Source organism: Pseudomonas haemolytica (assembly GCF_009659625.1).
GTDB classification, from domain to species: domain Bacteria; phylum Pseudomonadota; class Gammaproteobacteria; order Pseudomonadales; family Pseudomonadaceae; genus Aquipseudomonas; species Aquipseudomonas haemolytica.
In genome coordinates this window covers 1,014,580-1,032,348 of sequence record NZ_VOIW01000001.1, presented here as the reverse complement: position 1 = coordinate 1,032,348, position 17,769 = coordinate 1,014,580, and the positions used below count along the sequence as shown (strand labels likewise).

At 59.6% G+C, this 17,769-nt stretch carries 15 protein-coding genes; 8 read left to right on the top strand and 7 right to left on the bottom strand.

The genetic code is table 11. The features are described from left to right. Nucleotides 1–66: 66 nt before the first annotated feature. The gene (punR, locus tag FRT59_RS04850) at nucleotides 67–981 is read left to right on the top strand and encodes a DNA-binding transcriptional activator PunR (RefSeq protein WP_153870542.1); all 915 of its coding nucleotides are present in this window, start codon (nucleotides 67–69) and stop codon (nucleotides 979–981) included. Nucleotides 982–1,102: 121 nt separating this feature from the next. Here punR and FRT59_RS04845 read toward each other — a convergent pair whose 3' ends face one another. Beyond that, the gene (locus FRT59_RS04845; protein WP_153870541.1) at nucleotides 1,103–2,272 is read right to left on the bottom strand and encodes an acetylornithine transaminase; all 1,170 of its coding nucleotides are present in this window, start codon (nucleotides 2,270–2,272) and stop codon (nucleotides 1,103–1,105) included. 102 nt (nucleotides 2,273–2,374) lie between these two features. Here FRT59_RS04845 and FRT59_RS04840 point away from each other — a divergent pair, with 102 nt between their 5' ends. Next, entirely contained in the window at nucleotides 2,375–3,280 is a 906-nt protein-coding gene (locus FRT59_RS04840) for a LysR family transcriptional regulator (protein WP_153870540.1), read from the top strand. On the opposite strand, the gene FRT59_RS04835 is transcribed toward FRT59_RS04840, so the two are convergent. Together FRT59_RS04835 and fabV are read right to left on the bottom strand one after the other, a co-directional pair. Next, nucleotides 3,277–3,900 carry an HAD family hydrolase gene (locus tag FRT59_RS04835; RefSeq protein WP_153870539.1) on the bottom strand — a complete coding sequence of 208 codons (624 nt, stop codon included), beginning with the start codon at nucleotides 3,898–3,900 and terminating at the stop codon, nucleotides 3,277–3,279. The two genes, FRT59_RS04840 and FRT59_RS04835, sit on opposite strands and share 4 nt — an antisense overlap. Nucleotides 3,901–4,126: 226 nt before the next feature. After that, on the bottom strand, nucleotides 4,127–5,320 hold the full coding sequence (gene fabV, locus FRT59_RS04830) for an enoyl-ACP reductase FabV (protein ID WP_153870538.1): 1,194 nt from the start codon (nucleotides 5,318–5,320) through the stop codon (nucleotides 4,127–4,129). Nucleotides 5,321–5,595: 275 nt separating this feature from the next. Between fabV and FRT59_RS04825 the strand changes: the two genes are divergently transcribed. The 4 genes from FRT59_RS04825 (at nucleotide 5,596) to FRT59_RS04810 (ending at nucleotide 8,767) form a co-directional block, all read left to right on the top strand. Next, complete coding sequence (locus FRT59_RS04825; protein ID WP_034118726.1) at nucleotides 5,596–6,420, top strand: aspartyl/asparaginyl beta-hydroxylase domain-containing protein; 825 nt, start codon at nucleotides 5,596–5,598, stop codon at nucleotides 6,418–6,420. Between the two features lie 148 nt (nucleotides 6,421–6,568). After that, the gene (ppnN, locus tag FRT59_RS04820; RefSeq protein WP_034118725.1) at nucleotides 6,569–7,942 is read left to right on the top strand and encodes a nucleotide 5'-monophosphate nucleosidase PpnN; all 1,374 of its coding nucleotides are present in this window, start codon (nucleotides 6,569–6,571) and stop codon (nucleotides 7,940–7,942) included. Nucleotides 7,943–8,117: 175 nt separating this feature from the next. After that, nucleotides 8,118–8,375 carry an AbrB/MazE/SpoVT family DNA-binding domain-containing protein gene (locus tag FRT59_RS04815; protein ID WP_034118724.1) on the top strand — a complete coding sequence of 86 codons (258 nt, stop codon included), beginning with the start codon at nucleotides 8,118–8,120 and terminating at the stop codon, nucleotides 8,373–8,375. Continuing rightward, entirely contained in the window at nucleotides 8,372–8,767 is a 396-nt protein-coding gene (locus tag FRT59_RS04810) for a type II toxin-antitoxin system VapC family toxin (protein WP_034118723.1), read from the top strand. Before FRT59_RS04815 ends, FRT59_RS04810 begins: the two co-directional genes overlap by 4 nt. Before the next feature lie 199 nt (nucleotides 8,768–8,966). Here FRT59_RS04810 and mqo read toward each other — a convergent pair whose 3' ends face one another. Then, the gene (gene mqo, locus FRT59_RS04805) at nucleotides 8,967–10,613 is read right to left on the bottom strand and encodes a malate dehydrogenase (quinone) (protein WP_034118722.1); all 1,647 of its coding nucleotides are present in this window, start codon (nucleotides 10,611–10,613) and stop codon (nucleotides 8,967–8,969) included. Between the two features lie 482 nt (nucleotides 10,614–11,095). Here mqo and FRT59_RS04800 point away from each other — a divergent pair, with 482 nt between their 5' ends. Next, the gene (locus FRT59_RS04800) at nucleotides 11,096–12,283 is read left to right on the top strand and encodes an MFS transporter (RefSeq protein WP_034118721.1); all 1,188 of its coding nucleotides are present in this window, start codon (nucleotides 11,096–11,098) and stop codon (nucleotides 12,281–12,283) included. A gap of 100 nt (nucleotides 12,284–12,383) precedes the next feature. Here FRT59_RS04800 and FRT59_RS27135 read toward each other — a convergent pair whose 3' ends face one another. The 3 genes from FRT59_RS27135 to FRT59_RS04790 form a co-directional block, all read right to left on the bottom strand. Next, entirely contained in the window at nucleotides 12,384–12,602 is a 219-nt protein-coding gene (locus FRT59_RS27135) for a hypothetical protein (RefSeq protein ID WP_167524249.1), read from the bottom strand. A gap of 144 nt (nucleotides 12,603–12,746) precedes the next feature. Continuing rightward, nucleotides 12,747–13,040, bottom strand: coding sequence for a DUF6124 family protein (locus FRT59_RS27130; RefSeq protein WP_325167976.1), 294 nt, complete (start codon nucleotides 13,038–13,040; stop codon nucleotides 12,747–12,749). Between the two features lie 173 nt (nucleotides 13,041–13,213). Then, complete coding sequence (locus tag FRT59_RS04790; protein WP_153870537.1) at nucleotides 13,214–14,857, bottom strand: ABC1 kinase family protein; 1,644 nt, start codon at nucleotides 14,855–14,857, stop codon at nucleotides 13,214–13,216. 557 nt (nucleotides 14,858–15,414) lie between these two features. Between FRT59_RS04790 and FRT59_RS04785 the strand changes: the two genes are divergently transcribed. Next, nucleotides 15,415–17,745, top strand: coding sequence for a TonB-dependent siderophore receptor (locus FRT59_RS04785; RefSeq protein WP_233094150.1), 2,331 nt, complete (start codon nucleotides 15,415–15,417; stop codon nucleotides 17,743–17,745). The last annotated feature ends 24 nt before the right edge of the window (nucleotides 17,746–17,769 follow it).

Sequence of the window (17,769 nt, the reverse complement as noted above, 5' to 3'; positions counted from 1 at the left end):
CTGACAAAATGTGTGTGAAGCGATAATAATTGGACACTTCTATCAATAATTTTGAAGGCTAGCGCCATGTGGTCCGAATATTCCCTGGATGTGGTCGATGCGGTCGCCCGTCACGGCAGCTTCAGCGCCGCCGCCCAGGAACTGCACCGCGTGCCATCGGCCATCAGCTATACCGTGCGCCAGCTCGAAGAATGGCTGGCCGTGCCCCTATTCGTGCGCAGGCATCGCGACGTGGAGCTGACCCCCGCCGGCCGCCTGTTTATCGACGAAGCCCGCGCCGTGATGAAAAAAATGCTCGGCACCCGGCGCTTGTGCCAGCAGGTGGCCAATGGCTGGAGTGGCCAATTGAAGGTCGCTGTGGACTCCATCGTCAAACCCCAGCGTTGCCGCCAACTGGTGCTGGACTTCTACCGGCAGTTTCCCGAAGTGGAATTGCTGCTGGAGTACGAGGTGTACAACGGCGTGTGGGATGCGCTGGCCGATGAGCGCACCGACATCGTGATCGGCGCCACCAGCGCGGTGCCGGTAGCCAGCCACTTTACCTTCCGCGACATGGGCCTGTTGAACTGGCTGTGTGTGGTCAGTGCCCGGCATCCGCTGGCGGCAGTGGAAGGGCTGCTCAGTGATGACCAACTGCGGCCTTTCGCCTCGCTGTGCATGACCGACACCTCGCGCAACCTGCCCAAGCGCGACACCTGGACCCTGGATAACCAGCGCCGCCTGGTGGTGCCCAACTGGGCTTCGGCGCTGGATTGCCTGCGCGATGGCCTGTGTGTCGGCATGGCGCCGGCCCATCAGGTGCTGCCGTGGGTTGAGCGCAGTGAGTTGGTGGCGTTGCAGTTGAGCCGGCCGTTTCCGGCCAGCCCGTCGTGCGTGGCGTGGGCACAGAACAAACTGTCGCCGGCCATGGCGTGGTTGCTGGAGTACCTGGGAGATACCGAGACCATGAACCAGGAATGGTTGAATGGCCCTTCTCCCTGAACCCAACACAGAACCACTGTGGGAGGGGGCTTGCTCCCGATAGCGGTGTACCAGTCAATATCTTCAGTGGCTGACACACTGCTATCGGGAGCAAGCCCCCTCCCACACTCTGATTGCATATTCAATCCAGCAGTCTGGTGATAGCGCGCACAATCATCTCGACTTCCTTGGCATCCAACGTCAGCGGCGGCAGCAGGCGAATAATCTTGCCCCGCGTGACGTTAATCAACAGCCCATGCTCCTGAACAGCACGTTGGGCCAGGTCGCGGTAAGGGTTGGCCAGTTCAATCCCGATCATCAGGCCCTTGCCACGAATCGCCCGTACCTGCGGGTGCTCATCCAACTCCATGCGCAACCGCGCCAGCAGGTGTTCGCCCTGGCGTGCCGCGTTCTGTAGCAAGCCTTGCTGCTGGATAATCTCCAGCACCGTACAACCAACACGGCAAGCCAGCGGGTTGCCGCCAAAGGTGCTGCCATGACTGCCTGGCGTGAACAGCTCGGCAACGGCGCCGCGGGCCAGGCACGCGCCGATGGGCACGCCATTGCCGAGGCCCTTGGCCAGGGTCATCACGTCCGGCACGATGCCTTCGTGCTGGAAGGCGAACCAGGTGCCGGTGCGCCCGATACCCGTCTGGATCTCGTCGAGCATCATCAGCCAGCCGTGGCGCGTGCAGTAGTCGCGCAGGGCTTTCAGGTAACCCGGTGGCGCGACCAGCACGCCACTTTCGCCCTGGATCGGTTCCAACAGCACCGCTGCGATGCGTGTACCGAACTGCGCGGTGATTGCCTCCAACGCGGTCATATCGCCAAAACCAACCTTGATAAAGTCCCCGGGCAGGCGCTGGAACCCCAGGCGCACTGAAGGCCCGTCGCTGGCAGCCATGGTGCCGAGGGTCCGGCCGTGAAAGGCGTTCTCCATCACCACCACCAACGGCTGTTCAATGCCTTTTTTCCAGCCGTGCAAACGCGCGAGTTTCAGCGCCGTCTCGTTGGCCTCGGCCCCGGAGTTGTTGAAGAACGCGCGATCCAGGCCGGACAACTGGGCCAGGCGCTCGGCCAGCCGTTGTTGCCAGTCGATGCTGTAGAGGTTGGAGGTATGCAGCAGCAGGCTGGCCTGCTCACTGATGGCCGCCACCAGCCTGGGATGGGAATGGCCGACATTGGTCACCGCCACACCGGCGACGGCGTCCAGGTATTCGCGGCCCTGCTGGTCCCATAGGCGCGTGCCCAGCCCACGGGTGAAGCTCAGGGCCAAGGGTTGGTAAGTACTCATCAGGCAGACGGCGGTCATGGTGGCGGCTCCAGTGCATCGTTGTGGTTGTGGAAGTATCGTTAGCCACCTGAGCTGGATAAACTGCGATTTTCTGCAATGACTTTAAATCAGGACTTGATAATGGACCTGTTCCAGGCGATGTCGGTGTACGTGAAAGTTGTCGAAACCGGCAGCATGACCGCCGCCGCTCAGGAGTGCGGGATGTCGACCACCATGGTGGGCAACCATTTGCGTGCGCTGGAGCAACGGCTAGGCGTCAGCTTGCTCAAACGCACCACCCGTAAACAGCACCTGACGGAATTTGGCGCGCAGTATTATCAGCGCTGCCTGGAAGTGCTGGGGCTGGTGGCCGACTCCGAGCTACTGGCGGAGCAGATCCACAGCGAAACCCCCAAAGGCAGCCTGCGTATCACCGCACCCCCCGTGTTCGGCACCGAACGCCTGGTACCGGCCTTAAGCGAGTTTTCCCAGCGCTACCCGCTTATCAACCTGTACGTGGTGCTGAGCAATGAGCGGATGGACCTGGTAGACAGCGGCTTCGACGTGGCGATCCGCCTTGGCGAACTGGAAACATCCAGCCTGATCGCCAGGCCAATGCAGCCCTACACCCTCACGCTCTGCGCGTCACCTGCGTACCTGGCGCGACGTGGCGTGCCGCAGACCCCAGATGATCTGCAGCAGCACGATTGTCTGGCGTTTGCCTATCCTGCGAACGATAACTGGCGCGACACCGACAAACTGTGGCGCATGACCGGGGATGACGGCGAGGTGGAGGTTCCTGTGGCCGGCTCATTGACCATCAACAGCTCGCAAGGCTTGCGCCAGGCGGCCGTCAACGGCATGGGAATCATCATGCTGGCCGATGCTCTGGTGCAACCGGATCTGGAGAGCGGCAAGCTGGTGGCCTTGTTAACCACCTATAAACTGCCCAGCCGCCCCATGCACCTGCTGTATCGCCAGGACCGCTATCGCCTGCCCAAGCTGCGGGCGTTCGTCGACTTTGTCATGGAGAAATGGGCGCGCTAGAAAGCCACGCCCAACTCCCGCAAGCGCGCAGCGGTACGCTCGGCCGACACATGGTGGATACCTTGCCAACCCAAGGCGACGGCAGCCTCGATGTTGCCGGCGACATCATCGATAAACACCACTTCACCCGGCTGGATATCCGGTAGATGGGCGCGGACCTGATCAAGGCTGGCGTGGTAAATCGCCGGGTCAGGCTTGATCAACTTCAACTCGCCGGACACTACGATGTCGCGAAAACGTTGCAGGAATGGGTAATTGGCCAGGGCGTAGGGGAAGGTTTCAGCCGACCAGTTGGTGAGCCCGAACAACGGCACATCGGCCTGGTGCAGCGCCTCGAGAATCGCCACGCCGTCGGGTAATTCACCGCGCAGCATCTCGTGCCAACGCTCGTAATAAGCCTGGATCAAGGTGTGGTGATCAGGGTGTTGGTGAATCAGGGTTCGAGTGGCTTCAGCCAGGGTACGACCGGCGTCCTGCTCGGTGTTCCAGGCTTGGGTGCAGATGTTGTCGAGGAACCATTGCCGCTCTGCATCATCGGCAATCAGCTTGCGGTACAGGTGCTGCGGGCTCCAATCGAACAGGACACCGCCGAAATCAAAAACTACTGCACGAATCGTCATCAGATCCTCCGTTAGCGTGGCTTGATAGCCGCAGGAGTCTGGCAGATTAGGAGCGGTAGTGGGAATGCAATGGTGGGTAGGACGCGTCTCAAAAAGAAGGGTCTACGCAGATCAAATGTGGGAGGGGGCTTGCTCCCGATAGCAGTGTGTCAGTCACTGAAGATATGGACTGGTACACCGCTATCGGGAGCAAGCCCCCTCCCACATGTTAGGCCTGGCGCAGGCCTTAGGCTTGGATCAGGCCGTTGATTTTAACGGTCGGGTTCACGTCTGCTTCGTAATCTACGCCGTCGATCTCGAAGCCGAACAAGCGCAGGAACTCCGCCTTGTAGCCGGCAAAATCGCTGATCTCGTTGACGTTGTCGTCGGTGACCTGGTTCCACAGCGCAGCCACGGCGTCCTGGACCTTAGGCTCCAGCTCAGCCAGGTCGGCACGCAGGCGGCCATCGGCGTCGAGCTTAGGCTCGTTGCCGTACAGGCTGTCCTTGAACAGGCCGTAGACCTGCTCGATGCAGCCTTCATGGGTGCCCTGCTCTTTCATCACCTTGAACAGCAGCGACAGGTACAACGGCATGATCGGGATTGCCGAGCTGGCCTGGGTGACCACGGCCTTGAGCACCGACACACGGGCGTCGCCCTTGAGCGCAGCGAGGTTTTCGCGCAGGGTCAGGACTTTCTTGTCCAGGTCTTTCTTGGCTTCGCCGATGGAACCGTTCCAGTAGATGTCCTGGGTCAGCTTCTCACCGAGGTAGGTGAACGCAGTGGTCTTGGCGCCTTCGGCCAACACATCGGCGTCACGCAGGGCGTCGATCCACAACTGCCAGTCTTCGCCACCCATGACCTTCACGGTGCCGTCGATTTCTTCCTGGGTCGCAGGCTCAAGGGTGGTGTCGACCACGACGCCCTTGTCGGTGTTGATACCGCGCAGGGTCACGGCCTTGCCGATTGGCTTGAGGGTGGAAGTGTGCACCACGCCTTGCGGGTCGGTACGGCGTGGCGCGGCCAGGCTGTAGACCACCAGGTCGATCTTGCCCAGGTCTTTCTTGATGGTGTCGATGGTCAGGCGCTTGATCTCGTCGGAGAACGCGTCGCCGTTGATGCTCTTGGCGTACAGGCCTTTTTCCACGGCAAACTTCTCGAACGCCGCGCTGTTGTACCAGCCGGCGGAGCTCAGCTTGCCTTCCTCGCCTTCTTTCTCAAAAAACACGCCCAGGGTGTCGGCGCCGCAGCCAAACGCGGCACTGATGCGCGCGGCCAGGCCGTAACCGGTGGAAGCACCGAGGACCAGCACCTTCTTGGGGCCGCCCTCGATTACGCCATTCTTGGTTACGTAGTCGATCTGCTCTTTGACGTTCGCTTCACAGCCAACAGGGTGGGCGGTCACACAGATAAAGCCACGAACCCGCGGTTTGATGATCATAAAAATTTCTGCCTCTTCCAAGGTGCCGAAGGCCAATGGTGGCCATTCAACTTCAATCGTACCGGTCTATGACGCCTGAAAAACCGAAGCGTCACGATAGTCGCAAATCTTCTGTTCTCAAAATTCAATCCACAAACCCCGGACGGTGCGGGGCGATGGTTACAAATTGTGCAGGGGCTTCACAATTTCGCACTATTTAAAAACGCCGGTCGGCTCCAGAACCCCCTATCATGACGAGATTGTTTCACTATGTTTCAAGTTTGGAGCCGTGTTTCATGAGCAAAAGTGCTGTTGGCAAAAAGCTGGTATCCCTGGCCTGGGTACTCGGCGTTCTGCTGCTGATCTACTGTTTTCCGCGTACGTGCCTGGTATTTCTGCTGCTGGTGGTGTTCTGCGGTGTTTATGATTTCCTGCGCAACGGCCTGTACGACCGCGACACCATCAAGAAATATTTTATCGGCAACGGTCGCAATACCTGGGTGCTCGCCCCCTTCAACACCTTGCTCGACCTGCTGAGCAGCCGCAATCGCCATGTCTACACGATGCAAGACCTGCCGCCCGCCTGGCGCGAAGACCTGCAGCAAGTGATAGACGACGCCATGGCCCGCAAGGATGAAATCATCGGCTACCTGGACGAACGCATGGCCGAGAAGAAACGCGGCATGTTGTTTTTCCAGTGGTACGGTCGCCCGATCGAGACCACTCTGGATATTCCGCAACTGCGCAAGAAGCTACCATTCGTGAAGACCATCGGTGTCTCGGTATTTAACGAGAACCGCTCGACCTCCTTCCACTTCGGCCCCCTGCGCATGATGTTTCGCGTGCTCTACAACATGGCACCAGCGCCGCATCACGAGGGTGTGTATATCCAGGTGGGCAAGCACAAGCACTACTGGCATGACGACCCGCTGTTTATCTTCGATGACACGCTGATGCATGCGTCCTTCAATAAAAACGATGCAAAACGCTACTGCCTGTTCATTGATATCGTGCGCCCAACCTTGCTGCCGTCGTTGCTCAACGCCGTGATCGCAGGGTTTGCCGGCCTGGTCTTTACACTGCGTCGGGTTTTCTACAAAAACTGGAAGCTGATTCAGTAAGTTCTGCGGCATGATGGTGCTGGACGGTGTTTGCGCTTGGCCCGGTGCCTGCGGTAAATAACCGTCTCGTGCGACCGTAATCGGCGCCCACCATTCTCAAGCCATCGCCTCTCAATGGGCGCGATGGCTGTGCTTTCAAGGAATCAGAATGCCCCAACGTCAAGTCATCAACGCCTCCGTCAGCCCCAAGGGCAGCCTGGAAACCCTGTCCCAACGTGAAGTCCAGCAACTGAGTGAAGCCGGCAGCGGCAGCATCTATACCCTGTTCCGCCAATGCGCCTTGGCCATCCTCAACACCGGCGCGCACATCGACAATGCCAAGACCATCCTCGACGCCTACAAAGACTTTGAAGTGCGTATTCACCAGCAGGACCGCGGCGTACGCCTGGAATTGCTCAACGCCCCGGCCGATGCCTTCGTCGATGGCGAAATGATCGCCAGCACCCGCGAGATGTTGTTCAGCGCCCTGCGCGACATCGTCTACACCGAGAACGAGCTGGACAGCCAGCGCATCGACCTGAGCAACTCCCAAGGCATCACCGACTACGTGTTCCACCTGCTGCGCAACGCTCGTACGCTGCGCCCGGGTGTCGAGCCGAAGATCGTGGTGTGTTGGGGCGGCCACTCGATCAACACCGAAGAATACAAATACACCAAGAAAGTCGGGCACGAACTGGGCCTGCGCAGCCTCGACGTGTGCACCGGCTGCGGCCCCGGCGTGATGAAAGGCCCGATGAAAGGCGCGACCATTTCCCACGCCAAACAGCGCATTACCAACGGCCGCTACCTGGGCTTGACCGAGCCGGGCATCATCGCCGCCGAAGCGCCGAACCCCATCGTCAATGAGCTGGTGATTCTGCCGGATATCGAAAAGCGCCTGGAAGCCTTCGTGCGCGTAGGCCACGGCATCATCATCTTTCCGGGCGGCGCCGGCACGGCCGAAGAGTTCCTGTACCTGCTGGGCATCCTGATGCACCCGGACAACCGCGACCTGCCGTTCCCGGTAGTCCTCACCGGGCCGAAACACGCCGCCCCGTACCTGGAACAATTGCATGCGTTCGTCGGTGCCACCCTGGGTGAAGCGGCGCAGAAGCACTACCAGATCATCATCGACGACCCAGCCGAAGTGGCGCGCCAGATGACCGCCGGCCTCAAGGCCGTGAAGCAATTCCGCCGCGAGCGTAACGACGCGTTTCACTTCAACTGGCTGCTGAAGATCGATGAAGGCTTCCAGCGCCCGTTCGACCCCACTCACGAAAACATGGCGAGCCTGCAACTGAACCACGCACTGCCACCCCACGAACTGGCGGCCAACCTGCGCCGGGCGTTCTCAGGGATCGTGGCGGGCAACGTGAAAGACAAGGGCATCCGCCTGATCGAGGAAAACGGCCCGTATGAGATCCATGGCGACCCGGCGATCATGAAGCCATTGGATGAGCTGCTCAAAGCATTTGTCGCCCAGCACCGCATGAAGTTGCCGGGCGGCGCGGCGTATGTGCCGTGTTATCGCGTGGTGCAGTGAACTAGCGGCGGTCGGTCATAGCTTGTATCTGTTTGAAGTGCGGCCAAAGGTGTGAGGATCAGGAGTTCGGACTAGGGTTTTTACTAGTACGACTCACCCACACCTCTGCGAGCAACCTATGGACCAACGGATATTGTGCTCCATCACTCCTTACCCTAAGGTAAGGAATATCACGATGGAGATCTTCACTATGGCGACCGCCACGCTGACCTCGAAAGGTCAAATCACCATTCCTGTCCAAGTCAGGGCAGCCCTGGGCCTGGAAACAGGCGATCGGGTTGAATTCGTCGAAACGGAAGATGGAAAGTTCTCCATCATTGCCGCGAGCAAAACGGTGCACGACCTCAAAGGCTTGATCCGCAAACCGGTCAAGGCCGTCTCCATCGAGGAGATGAACCAGGCCATCGCCACCCGGGGGGCAAAAGCCCGATGATTGGCCTGGATACCAATGTGCTGGTGCGCTACGTCACCCAGGATGATCCCGTTCAATCAGCCAAGGCGTCCGAGCTGATCGAATCACTGACCACTGCTTCGCCGGGCTTTGTAAGCCTGGTTTCAATCGTTGAATTGGTATGGGTGCTACAAAGCTGCTATCAGTCGGCCAAGAGTGAAGTGGTGACGGTGCTGGAAACCCTACTGCGCACCCGCGAACTGACCGTGGAACATGCCGAGGTCATCTGGCAGGCGCTGCGTAAGTTTGTGGCGAACAAGGCCGACTTCGCCGACTGCCTGATCGAGCGTTGCGCCCATGCGGCCGGCTGCGAGTACACCGCCACCTTCGACCTCAACGCGGTCAAGGCAGCGGGCATGAAGCGGCTTGGTTGAGCTACTTGGCAACATACAACCCCCTCGGGCTAGAACGCCCAACACCTGAGTAAAATTGCCCCCTTGTTTCAGCCGCGCTCCTGCTTGGCCCTGGGTACTTTTTAACAGGTGGTGTCTGTCGGCTTGCTGAACTGCTCTCGTCGCCACAAAAAAGCCCGCTGACCGTCACCGGTTCAGCGGGCTTTTTCGTAGGTGTTGCTTACAGCGCCAGGTCAGACGCCGGCTTGCTCGGCTCAGCCGCAGGCTTGGCAGCCTCGGTAGCCTTTGGAGCGGTCAACTGCGGAATCGCAGGCGGTGGGGTCAGTTGCAGGATACCGGCGGTGTAGGCCCATTCCTTGGCAACAGCCTCAGGGCTGTCGTTCAGCTTGGTGCCGTAGCTTGGCACGATCTGGTGCAGTTTTTCCTGCCAGGCCGGGCTTGCCACCTTGTCCTTGAACACTTTCTGCAGCACGGTCAGCATGATCGGAGCCGCGGTGGACGCGCCTGGCGATGCACCCAACAGGCCAGCGATGCTGTTGTCGGCGGAGCTGACCACTTCGGTACCGAGTTTCAGCACGCCGCCCTGCTCTTCATCACGCTTGATGATCTGCACGCGCTGGCCGGCTTGCCACAGGCGCCAGTCGGATTGCTTGGCGTTCGGGAAGTACTCTTGCAGCGCCTTGAAGCGGTCGTCATCCGACAGCATCAGTTGGCCGGCGAGGTACTCGACCAGAGGGTATTCACGAATACCGACTTTGGTCATTGGCCAGATGTTGTGGGTGGTGGTGCTGGTCAGCAGGTCCAGGTACGAGCCTTCTTTCAGGAACTTGGTCGAGAAGGTCGCGAATGGGCCAAACAGGATCACGCGCTTGCCATCCAGCACGCGGGTGTCCAGGTGCGGAACCGACATCGGTGGCGAACCCACCGAAGCCTTGCCGTAGGCCTTGGCCAGGTGTTGTTCGGCGATGGTTGGGTTATCGGTCACCAGGAACGAACCCCCTACCGGGAAGCCAGCGTATTCCTTGGCTTCAGGAATGCCCGACTTTTGCAGCAAGTGCAGGGCACCGCCGCCGGCGCCGATGAACACGAACTTGGCGTCGGTTTCAGTCTTGGTGCCGTCCTTGAGGTTTTTGTAGCTCACACGCCACGAACCGTCGTCGTTGCGGGTGATGTCCTGTACTTCGCTCGACAGTTTCAGGTCGAACTTCGGCGTGGTTTGCAGGTGAGCGACGAACTGGCGAGTGATCTCGCCGAAGTTCACGTCGGTACCGATCGGGCTCCAGGTGGCCGCGATTTTCTGGTTCGGGTCACGCCCTTCCATCATCAGCGGAACCCACTTGGCGATCTGCGCCGGGTCTTCGGAGTACTGCATACCGGCGAACAGCGGGCTCGCTTGCAGGGCTTCGTAGCGTTTTTTCAGGAACTTGATGTTGTCATCGCCCCACACAAAGCTCATGTGCGGAGTGGAGTTGATGAACGAACGCGGGTTCTTCAACACGCCCTGCTGGACCTGCCAGGACCAGAACTGACGGGAGATCTGGAATGCTTCGTTGATCTCGACCGCTTTGGGGATCTCAACGTTGCCGTTCTTGTCTTCCGGGGTGTAGTTCAGCTCGGCCAGGGCCGAGTGACCGGTACCGGCGTTGTTCCAGCCGTTGGAGCTTTCTTCGGCCACGCCATCGAGGCGCTCGACCATCTCCATGGACCAGTCCGGTTCCAGCTCATTGAGCCAGACACCCAGGGTCGCACTCATGATGCCGCCGCCGATCAGCAGCACATCGACTTTCTTTGCCTCTTCCGCGTGAACGGACGTGATCCCCATCGACAAAGCCAGCCCCAGCAGGGCAGTGTTTACTTTTTTAAACATCAGTAGCACCTATGATAAAACGCCATCCGCCCTACCGCCCCTGGTCATGAGCGACCCTCGATCACGCTACGTCAGGCAACGTACCGCGGGGTCTGCACATTCACATAAGGACTGCAGGGTGGGCACACAAGGCCGATTGATCGACCTCACTGTTATGTCCCTTCTGCGCTGACTTCTTATCATTATTGGCTTCAGCTACCTGGGCGACAGCCAACCGCTGGGACGTATACGGGTGTACGCACCATGGAAAGACTAGACCAAGACGGCGCGCAGAATATCACGCTGAACGGCGTTTATGCGCCGTTTGGCCAATTGACAGCCCTAAATCGCGGGTTTTAATGCCCCAGTGTCAAGCCTGGCAGGCGCGACCTGCGGTCACAGGCCTGGAACTCTCGCGCAAATGGCGGTTCTAGACACCTTCGTCGCCGTTTGCGTAGCATCGGCGACTGTCCTTCGTGCACGCCACCCCAACAGAGTTACCCATGACTATCCAGCAAACACCCGGGCACGTACTGCCCGTGCGCAGCGCCGCCAAAATGGAAGCCGCCATGGCCGTGGGCGCCTTCGCGATCGGCACCGGCGAATTCGCCATCATGGGCCTGATGCCCGACATCGCCCAGAACCTGGGTTTGAGCGAACCCCAGGTCGGCCACGCCATCAGCGCCTACGCACTGGGCGTGATGGTCGGTGCCCCGCTGCTGGCCATCCTCGGCGCCAAGCTGCTACGCAAACACATGCTGCTGTTGCTGATGGGCCTGTATGCCCTCGGCAACTTCGCCACCGCCTTCACCCCGACCTTCGGCTCGCTGGTGGCCTTCCGCTTTATCAGCGGCCTGCCCCACGGCGCCTACTTCGGCATCGCCGCCGTGGTTGCCTCCAGCATGGTGCCCAACGACAAACGCGCCGGCGCCGTAGCGCGCGTAATGATGGGCCTGACCCTGGCCATGCTGCTCGGCAACCCCATCGCCACTTTCCTCGGCCAACACCTGGGCTGGCGGTCGGCGTTCGCCCTGGTCAGCGTGATCGCCCTCATCACCATCGCCCTGGTCTGGCAGTTCGTACCCCACCGCCACGACGAACAACGCAGCGACCCACGCAAGGAACTGCGCGCCTTCACCAAACCCCAGGTGTGGATGGCGCTGTCCATCGGCGCGATAGGTTTTGCCGGGATGTTCTGCGTATTCAGCTACCTCGCGCCGACCATGCTCGAAGTGACCAGAGTCTCGCCACAGTGGATTCCGTTCGGCCTGGCCGCATTTGGCGTCGGCGGCATCATCGGCAATATCGCCGGCGGCAAGCTGTTCGATCGCATGCAATTTCGGGCGGTGGGCTTGATCTTGGTGTGGTCGATGGCCGTGTTGTTGTTCTTCCCCTTCGCCGCATCGTCGCTGTGGGGCGTGCTGCTGAGCATGGGGTTGGTGGGCACCATGGTCGCGTTGGCGGCGCCGTTGCAGATTCGCCTGATGGACATTGCACATGAGGCGCCGAGCTTGGCGGCGGCGTCGAATCATGCGGCGTTTAACCTGGCGAATGCACTGGGGCCGTGGTTTGGCGGGATGGCCATCACTGCCGGCCTGGGCTGGACCAGCACCGGCTACATCGGCGCCGCTACGGCACTGGTGGGCTTGGGCCTTTACCTGATCGCCCGGCGCATGAAAGGCGGTCACTAACGCCACAAGTTTTGCGCCGATCATAAATCCAATGTGGGAGGGGGCTTGCTCCCGATTGCAGTGGGTCAGTCAACACACCACAGACTGACCCACCACCTCATCAATCATCATGCAACAACCCCGAACCATAGTCCCCATAACTACTCCCCAGCCCGTTGCCACCGAAATTTAGCTTGGTGGCTTTGTTGGGGCTGTGGTCACCGAATGCCTGGCATCCACCTGAAAAGCACGGGTCACTGCTCACGGCTGGTGAGGATGAACAAGCACTCAACATCAACGTACCGGTGATCATCACAACTTTGACGAGGTTCGAGACCATGGTTTCAGCTTCCTGTGGGCTGGAGGCGTAGAGGCCTCTCTTGTTGGGATCGTAGACCTCAAAGGTGCAGCGGATTATGAAACTTTGCAGCGGGACAGGATGAGTTCAGGTTGCCGCCTTGGGGTAAGGCGGCGGGGCTGATTGTCAGGCTTTGACTGCGGCCGCTACAGACGCAACTTGTTCCTGGGCTCGGTCAACAAGCAGCGAGCTCAACTCGATTAACTGCTGAATGCCCAGGGCGATGGCGCGTTGGGAGTCGTCGAGATCGAAAGCCAAGGTAGCGGCCATTTCGTTGGCGGATGCGAGATTTTCGGCGGCGTTGGCCAGGAGGGTGTCGGGGTCGATGGTTGGGTTTACGAGGTATAGGTTGTTGCTTGGACGTTCGGCGGGCGCAGTGTCGTAGGTGTGATCTTGTACATGGCGAAGCTCCTTAACTATTCAGGAACTACCAATCTCACTTCCACATGAGAGGTGGCAGCTGTACGCAGGTGTGGAAGACCAGGGCCTTCATCAGCAAGCCCTGTGCCCTGAGTACCGAATACTCCGTGCATCCAAGAAAGGAGAGGACTGTTACTGATCAACGGGATCAGTCCCTGAGCTTCGTAGTCCAATTAAGAACTTTTAAACAAACTCCACAAAAACGCCACCAGACCACCCGCCGTGGCAATCGCCGCCAGCCAACTGAGCATCGGCAAGCCCGCCCACACCGGCCCCACTGCAGCGATCTGCGGACCGAAGGTAATCACCAAGGCGCTGATCAGCAACGCTAAGGACAGCCTTGTGGAGGCCAGGCGCAATGAGCGCTCCAGACGCTCTAGCCCAGGCAGATCCATGCGCACTTCCAGGACTCCGTGCTTGAGCCGGTTGACTAGAAGTCGCGCCAGTTGCGGCAACTCACCCAACAGGCCGCGTCCCAACTCAAGGCCATCGAGGCCCAGGCGCTTAGTCATCCTCCAACTCAATTGCTCCCGGAGCATTTTGACGATGGCCGGCTTGGCTGTGGCGATAAGGTCTAATTCCGGGTCCAGACGCGTCAGCACACCATCGGCAGTCACCAGTGCCTTGAACAGCACCAACAAATCAGGCGGTAAGAGCAATTGGTGCTCGCGCATCAAATCAAGAAAGTCTTCAATGAGCGCACTCATGTTCAATGCCTTGCCACCATGGCGCGCAATGTATTCGCGAGCGGCCTGTTCAATGGCGGGTACGTTCTGCACACCATTGCCGCTCCAGTCGATTAGCACAGTCACCAGCGCATCACTATTGTTCTCGGTCAATGCGCGCATGAAGCTCATCACCTCCAGGCGTCGGCGCTCATCGAGACGACCAACCATGCCAAAGTCGATAAAACCGACACGGTTACCACTCATGGCCTTGAGGTTGCCTGGGTGCGGATCACCATGGAACACACCGTCCTCCAAGAGCATTTTTATAAATGCACTTGCGCCACGGCTGGCCAGCAGGCTCGGGTCCAAGCCTTGCTCGATCAGAGCTTGGCGCTCCAGTGGGGTATAGCTGGGAAGGTATTCCTGTACAAGCAGCCGCTCGCTGCTATGGGCCCAATAAATACGCGGGATGACAATGTGCGGCTGCTGCGAAAAATTAGCCGCTACGGCGTCACAGTTAAGGCCTTCCTGAGTGAAATCCAGCTCTTCCAACATCGCTCGAGCCAGTTGTCGGACCATCTTGCGCGGTTGGTACTGCGCCAAAGCGCCGTTGTCTTCAATCAGTAGGGCGACGCTTTCCAGCAGTTGCAGGTCGGCAGTCATTTTACGTCGCAACCCAGGGCGCTGAATTTTGACCACCACGTCCTCACCACTGAGCAGGCGCGCGCGATAGACCTGGGCAATCGACGCTGCCGCAAGAGGAGTGGTATTGAACTCGGCGAACACCTGATCAAGCTCAGCACCAAGGTCTTCAAGAACCTGGCCTTGCAACTGCTCCCAAGTCAACGTTGCCGCGCCGCTGTGCAGGTTTTCGAGTTCTTCGATCCACAATGCCGGCAAGATGTCGCCGCGACTTGCAAGGATCTGCCCAAGCTTGACAAACGTTGGCCCCAACGCCTCCAATGCTCGCCTCACGCGCTGTGGGGTGCCCTCGTCAGTTGGTTGGCTGGCGACGGGCTCAGCCCCCCCCACCAGCCGTCCCAGGCCCAGACGGAATAGCACATCCTGAGCCCCGAAACTGGCGAGGACAGTAACAATTTCACGCACTCGTTGATGGTGCTTGAGTGCGGTCCAAGTCGATTCGAGCATAGCGGGTAGCCCCCAGGTTTTTCTATCGTGTCGTGCAAACAGCGAAATTCCAGCACTCGGTGCCTGGATGCACCTTTGGACACTCGCAGCTCATTTTCGATCAGTTGATTGACCGCTTGGGCTTTGAATTTTCGGGTAATACGGGGGGCTGCAAGGCAGCGTTCATTCGCGTTTGCCAGCCCAGAAGCTCGCATTAGCCACATGAGCTTTTCCGACTCCGAGTACGCCGGTACAGCGTCAGTGACATCGGCCATCGCCCTGTGTGGGAGCGTTGACCAAGCCGCTGGCGGTGGATGTGTTGGGGAGGCAGGTTTCTAGCGGTGTGCTGCTAGCTGCGCGCCGTCCTTATGAACCTCGAGCACTGCACGAACAGCCGTCTCTAGCGGCCGCCCAAAATATTACAATTATTTTTTACGGTTGTTGGTGCCTGGTCCGTCTCACTACCTAGAACGATAATTCTTCGTATTTAGGGGGAGGCGCCGATGTACCGTCCGCTGTATAGAGCTTCGCGCATAAAATTTTTGCCCGTAGCGCCGCTTACCATGCTGTGTGTGCTGATGTCCGACCTGGCGGCTGCCGATCCTCATCAGTTCAATATCACACCACAGCCCTTGGCAAGCGCGCTGAATCGCCTGGCCGCTCAGAGCGGTTTGCGGGTGATAGTGGATGGCTCGTTGGTATCGGGCAAGAACAGCCCTGGCGTAGTCGGCTCCAAAGAACCGGAGGCCGCACTGGCTGAAGTGTTGAGCGGCAGCGGCTTGACCTGGCGGCCTACCGCTGAGGGTAGCGTGACGCTGGAGAAGGCTGTTGAATCAGGCGGCGCCTTGCAGCTGGGTGAGACCGCAATCACCGCTCAGCAGTTGGGCGAGACGACCGAGAACAGCGGTTCCTACACGACGGGGGCCATGCAAACTGCCACCAAGCTGCCACTCACCTTGCGTGAAACGCCGCAGTCGGTCAGCGTGGTCACGCGCAAGCGCATGGACGACAAGGCCATGACCACCCTCAGCGATGTCGCCAAGAGTGCGCCGGGTGTATTTCTGAATACCTCCGGCGGCGCCGGGCGGCCCACGTTCAGCGCGCGTGGTTTCGACGTCGATACCATCTTGTACGACGGTTTCCCCACCAGTTTCCTCACCTACATACCCAGCAGCGAAGCCAACCTGGCGATGTATGACCGCGTCGAGATCGTTCGCGGTGCCACCGGCCTGGCTCAGGGCGCCGGCAGCCCCGCTGGCGCCATCAACTTGATACGCAAGCGCCCGACCCATAAGTTCCAGGCCACGCTCACCGGCAGTGCCGGTAGCTGGGACAATTACAGCAGCACCCTGGACGTCGGCGGCCCGCTCAATGACAGCGGCACCTTACGCGCCCGGACCGTGCTCTCAAAGCAGGACTCGAAAAGCTTTCGCGAGTCGGTCGAGAGTGATGCCGACCTGTACTACGGCGTAGTCGACGCCGACCTGACCGATACCACCACCCTGACGCTGGGTGCCTACCGGCAGAAGGACTACACCAACTACGTCTGGGGTGGGCTGCCTATGGCCCGCGGCGGCGGCCATCTAGGCTTGCCCCGCGACACCTTCCTGGGCCATGACTATGAATACATGGACAACCGCACCACCGGTTATTTCGCGACCCTGGAGCATGGCTTCGCCAATGACTGGAAGCTGCGCATGGCCGCCATGCAGGCGACGACCAACACAGACGTGCTGGCCTCTTCCATCTGGGGGTACAACCGCCACTACCTGTGGACGCAAGCCATGGAGCAGAAGGAAAAAGGTTACGACCTGGCGCTCAGCGGCCCCTTCCAGCTACTGGGTATGGAACATGACTTCACCGTGGGCGCCAGCAAGCGTCAGCTGGACTACCGCACCGGCAAGCTTTGGGAGCGTTTCATCGACAGTAACGTCGATCTCTTCGGGTGGGATCCACGGGGTCATACCAAGCCGGAGATCACCAAGGGGCGCACCCTGCGTCCCGAGACCACGACTCAGGACAGCTTCTATACCAGCACCCGCCTGCGCCTGACCGAGCCGTTGTCGCTGATTCTCGGCGGCCGCCTGGACTGGTACGAATTCGAAAGCCGGGAAACCCCCGAAAGCAACTACAAGGTCACGCGCAACCTGACCCGTTATGCCGGCCTGGTCTATGACCTGGATGCCAATCACTCGGTCTATGTGAGCTACACCGATATCTTCAAGCCGCAGACCGAAAAAGGCCTCGGCGGACAAGTGATCAAGCCTATCGAGGGTGAGAACTACGAGGTGGGCATCAAGGGCGAATACTTTGGTGGTGCGCTGAACGCCAGTGCCGCAATCTTCCAGATCGATCAGAACAACCGCGCCCAGGAACTGCTTGATGTCAAAGGCTGCGGTACCACCCCTGTCAGTTCGTGCTACCAGGCTTCCGGCCTGGTGCGCAGTCGAGGCATTGACCTGGAAGTCCAGGGCGCCCTGACCGAAAACTGGCAACTGGCCGGCGGGTACACCTACACCCAGACCAAATATGTCACCGATGCCGACACCTCCCTGGAAGGCCAGGACTTCAACCGCCGACTGCCGCGTCAGATGTTCAAGGTGTCCACGATCTACAACCTGTCCGGCGACCTGAACCGCTGGCGCATTGGCGGTGATCTCTACCAGCAGAGCCAGATCCGCACCTCGGGTGGCAGCGGTACCAGTGCATGGAAAAACCGGCAGGGCTCGTACACAGTCGCCGGCCTGGTGGCGGGCTACAAGGCCAACGAGCATCTGGATCTGCAGTTCAACGTAAACAACCTGTTCGACCGTAAGTACTACTCCAGCGTCGCCAATGGCGGCTATGAGCCTTACGACATCTACGGCGACCCACGCAATTTCAAGCTGACTGCCCGCTACAGCTTCTAAGCAGCGGCCCCTCGCTCGCGCCCA

Excerpts from the sequence above, each read along its gene's own strand:
- FRT59_RS04800 (WP_034118721.1), top strand. The coding sequence starts at position 11,096 with ATGACTATCCAGCAAACACCCGGGCACGTACTGCCCGTGCGCAGCGCC.
- FRT59_RS04810 (WP_034118723.1), top strand. The coding sequence starts at position 8,372 with ATGATTGGCCTGGATACCAATGTGCTGGTGCGCTACGTCACCCAGGAT.
- FRT59_RS27135 (WP_167524249.1), bottom strand. The coding sequence starts at position 12,602 with ATGGTCTCGAACCTCGTCAAAGTTGTGATGATCACCGGTACGTTGATG.
- ppnN (WP_034118725.1), top strand. The coding sequence starts at position 6,569 with ATGCCCCAACGTCAAGTCATCAACGCCTCCGTCAGCCCCAAGGGCAGC.
- FRT59_RS04840 (WP_153870540.1), top strand. The coding sequence starts at position 2,375 with ATGGACCTGTTCCAGGCGATGTCGGTGTACGTGAAAGTTGTCGAAACC.
- punR (WP_153870542.1), top strand. The coding sequence starts at position 67 with ATGTGGTCCGAATATTCCCTGGATGTGGTCGATGCGGTCGCCCGTCAC.
- FRT59_RS04815 (WP_034118724.1), top strand. The coding sequence starts at position 8,118 with ATGGAGATCTTCACTATGGCGACCGCCACGCTGACCTCGAAAGGTCAA.
- FRT59_RS04835 (WP_153870539.1), bottom strand. The coding sequence starts at position 3,900 with ATGACGATTCGTGCAGTAGTTTTTGATTTCGGCGGTGTCCTGTTCGAT.
- FRT59_RS04825 (WP_034118726.1), top strand. The coding sequence starts at position 5,596 with ATGAGCAAAAGTGCTGTTGGCAAAAAGCTGGTATCCCTGGCCTGGGTA.
- FRT59_RS04790 (WP_153870537.1), bottom strand. The coding sequence starts at position 14,857 with ATGCTCGAATCGACTTGGACCGCACTCAAGCACCATCAACGAGTGCGT.
- FRT59_RS04845 (WP_153870541.1), bottom strand. The coding sequence starts at position 2,272 with ATGACCGCCGTCTGCCTGATGAGTACTTACCAACCCTTGGCCCTGAGC.
- mqo (WP_034118722.1), bottom strand. The coding sequence starts at position 10,613 with ATGTTTAAAAAAGTAAACACTGCCCTGCTGGGGCTGGCTTTGTCGATG.
- fabV (WP_153870538.1), bottom strand. The coding sequence starts at position 5,320 with ATGATCATCAAACCGCGGGTTCGTGGCTTTATCTGTGTGACCGCCCAC.
- FRT59_RS04785 (WP_233094150.1), top strand. The coding sequence starts at position 15,415 with ATGTCCGACCTGGCGGCTGCCGATCCTCATCAGTTCAATATCACACCA.